At 47.7% G+C, this 3,190-nt stretch carries 4 protein-coding genes; 2 read left to right on the top strand and 2 right to left on the bottom strand.

Annotated features, from left to right (window positions below):
• Window positions 1-328: hypothetical protein (locus E0L21_RS24535; protein WP_131413817.1), on the bottom strand; the 328-nt coding region annotated here is incomplete at its 3' end.
• Window positions 329-2,190: 1,862 nt separating this feature from the next.
• Between E0L21_RS24535 and E0L21_RS24520 the strand changes: the two genes are divergently transcribed.
• Together E0L21_RS24520 and E0L21_RS24515 are read left to right on the top strand one after the other, a co-directional pair.
• On the top strand, window positions 2,191-2,460 hold the full coding sequence (locus tag E0L21_RS24520) for a hypothetical protein (protein ID WP_040078821.1): 270 nt from the start codon (window positions 2,191-2,193) through the stop codon (window positions 2,458-2,460).
• Window positions 2,461-2,474: 14 nt separating this feature from the next.
• Window positions 2,475-2,813, top strand: coding sequence for a hypothetical protein (locus E0L21_RS24515; protein ID WP_040078777.1), 339 nt, complete (start codon window positions 2,475-2,477; stop codon window positions 2,811-2,813).
• Between the two features lie 117 nt (window positions 2,814-2,930).
• On the opposite strand, the gene E0L21_RS25140 is transcribed toward E0L21_RS24515, so the two are convergent.
• Window positions 2,931-3,190 (bottom strand): hypothetical protein (locus E0L21_RS25140; RefSeq protein WP_208430936.1); only part of this gene is annotated, 260 nt, incomplete at its 5' end.

The following is a 3,190-nucleotide window of genomic DNA, read 5'->3' as shown; positions in this document are numbered from 1 at the left end:
TATAGCTGGATATTTTGCCATCAATATTTATATCAATCCCCGTCAAACCTAAGTATGCGGCATTTCCGCTAGATACATTCGAGTTGTAGGAAAGAATTAGCCCCACCTCTTCTGGATAGGCACTAGACCATATCGCGCCCAACTGAAGTTGTGTTCCCCAAGTGCTGTTAGGATCGTATAGCGAATTTGGAGATACCTCTATAACGGTCGAGTTATCAAAGGTTGATGTTTGCTGAGAAACAACACCCATTCCTGCCAATTTATCCATTGCTGTACAGCCAGAGATGGCTATTACGATTGCAGAAGCAAAAAAAATCTTTCTTATCATTTTGTTGACCTTTTTGGTCTGTTTGCCAGAGAGTGAAATAGCATTGTATTTCTGAAACTATCTTGAAGTCTTATAGCTTTTTAAACAGTGTTTTGAACACAGAGTTGAAGGATCTTCTTGAGATCCTCGGGTGGGAGTCGTAATCTCTTGACCCAGAAACGAAAAAACCACCTGGGGAGGTGGTTTTTCGATGGTTCAGTAAGTTGGGGAACTTCTGAACCGTGGTAACAGGGTGTACAAGACCGCTGCCACCAAATTCGTCCTTCCAGTTTAGCCGTAGTTGGGCTGATACTTCAAGAACTCTGCGTTAGTAATCTCTTGTACATCCTCTTACCAATGGCTGCTGCCAGTGGCGATAAGTCGTGTCTTTCCGGGTTGGACTCAAGTCGATAGTTACCGGATAAGGCGCAGCAGTCGGACTGAACGGGGGGTTCGTGCATACAGTCCAGCTTGGAGCGAACTGCCTACCCGGAACTGAGTGTCAGGCGTGGAATGAGACAAACGCGGCCATAACAGCGGAATGACACCGGTAAACCGAAAGGCAGGAACAGGAGAGCGCACGAGGGAGCTACCAGGGGGAAACGCCTGGGATCTTTATAGTCCTGTCGGGTTTCGCCACCACTGATTTGAGCGTCAGCTTCTGTGATGCTTGTCAGGGGGGCGAAGCCTATGGAAAACCGGCAGCGCCGCGGCCTTTTCCATTCCGCTTTCTCCCTTCTTCATCGCCGTATGCTTTCATGCATATTATCCGTCCGCTCGCCGCAGCCGAACGACCGAGCGTAGCGAGTCAGTGAGCGAGGAAGCGGAATATCTACGTGCTTATCTCTTGCACCGTACACGCCATAGCTGCATTTTTTAATACGATGCAGGATAGGGCGAGCGCCGCAAAATGACGTCACCTGACGTTCTTAGATTAAAAAAGTTAAATCCGTGGACAGGAAATGTTTTGTCATTACCGCCGCTCCGCGCCGGCGACAAAACAGCGGGACAAGATGTGTTTTTGGAGTACCGCCCTGACTCCACAACACCATGATCAGGCTCCGCCCGATACCTTTAGCGACAAGTGTTTGCCATCTGTCTTTAATCTGTTTGCTAAGTGTTTGCTAAGTGTTTGCTAGGTGTTTGCTAGGTGTTTGCAATGTGTCCCGCATCTGTTTGCTAAGTGTTTATAGCCTGTTTTCTCCCTGATTTACTGCTGCATGACCAAGGCACGTTAGCGATGTATACATCGCCGCGCCGCAAGGGTGCCCCTTCCGAATCCCGCTCATCACTGCGCGCTGATCACTCACGTTAAATCGCCCCCCCCTGTATGTTGCTCAGCCATGCCTGACGGCCTGGCCAACGCCTCACGACCGCACAGTAAACTGCGCGCCCGTTCACCGTTACCGGGAGAGTTAATCACCGGTAATCCGGCTTTAGTGCCAGCATCCGCCCGAAACCCGCCGCCATTCACCTCCGTGCATAGCCATGCAGCCGCGCCAAAATCATCAGAAGCGTTTTTTCGGGTTTAGGCGGTAGAAAGGTGCCGGAAACGGCCCGGACGCTCCAGGATCGCGCTGAGGGCCTCTCAGGGGGTGCGGGCAAGAGATGTTATGGTAAATGCTTCTGAATTAAACTAATTTTCCCTTCTTTTACCTTGCCGTGTAAAAATATGTACTCAATTTATACACCAACTGATAAACTCTATTCAAAGCACGGACACTGGCCACCATGTGCCATAGCGAGAATTTGTACTGGCCTAATAAATCAACACTGAAACCTGAAAACTGAAACCACAAACCACAAACCGGAAACTATGACCCTTGAATCGTGCAGCGCCGTTCTCGCCGGAAGCGCCCCTATATGATGAGAAAAAAATGCCTATGAACCAGACCATGTCCCAGAAACTCGCAAGAGACAGTCTCGGAAATGCACAAACCTTTGAAGGAGGTGTTTACGTCACTAAAAACGGAGTAGCTGAGTTATTCATCCAAACCGCAGCAGAACGTGATGCTGAAGTTCGTGAGATGAGAGAAGAACGCAATATCAACGCCCTTTTTAAGCTGGCAACGTTGGCTAAAAAGGAAATCGCAGAAGGCAAAGGCATGACCCCAGAAGAGGTCTTAGGGAGGTTGCGTGCCGCTAGAAAATAACAGAGAGGTGTTTAGTGTCCCAGCAATACACGGTTTCAATCGCGCCGATGGCATATCAATGTTTAGCTGATATCGAGTCTTACAAGAGTGGATACATTGGGTCACTCAAGGCCGGTGATCTGGTTGATAACTTACTTCAGGAATCAGTTGCCTGCATTATCCAAGACCCTGAACGTTATCACTACAATTTCCACTTACAGGATCGAGGTATGTTTTTACGTGAGCGGCTCGATGTTGAGAGTGAATACAGGGTGCTTTACGATTTTGACGGAACGAACATCGAAATACTGTTGTTTGTGAGCATGAAGCAGGATTTTGAAAAGCAGCTGTATCGCTATAATTTGCTGAATTAACACTAAACACCCGGCATCGTCGGGTTTTTTCGTGCAGACAAAAATTTCCACCTATGCCTATTAACACCCTATGCCTATTAACACTAAGTTAGTAGATATAGGTGGGCTTACGTGTCCTTATTTAAAACTTTCGACTTTGACCATGAACTCTTTAATGGAAACGATCGCTGTCGCTTTACCTCCAGGGATGCTTTGCGCCGAGAAGTCGATGTCTTGATTTCCTTGGCTTGTGTGTATGCGAATGCGGCAGTTTTTAGCTGATACCATGCTCTCCAGCAATTTATAGGGGATAACAACAGTGTTCTTGCTAGAGGTATAGATCGTTTTAGATACGGAGTTATATGCGCTGCTGCTTAGATTAGTTTGCTGCTGTGCTT

The sequence above is a fragment of the Kosakonia quasisacchari genome (assembly GCF_004331415.1).
GTDB lineage: Bacteria > Pseudomonadota > Gammaproteobacteria > Enterobacterales > Enterobacteriaceae > Kosakonia > Kosakonia quasisacchari.
Note: the sequence above shows the minus strand (reverse complement) of the source record. Positions and strands in the feature narration are given on the sequence as shown.

Coding starts and splice junctions, on each gene's coding strand:
- E0L21_RS24520 (WP_040078821.1), top strand. CDS start 2,191: ATGAACCAGACCATGTCCCAGAAACTCGCAAGAGACAGTCTCGGAAAT.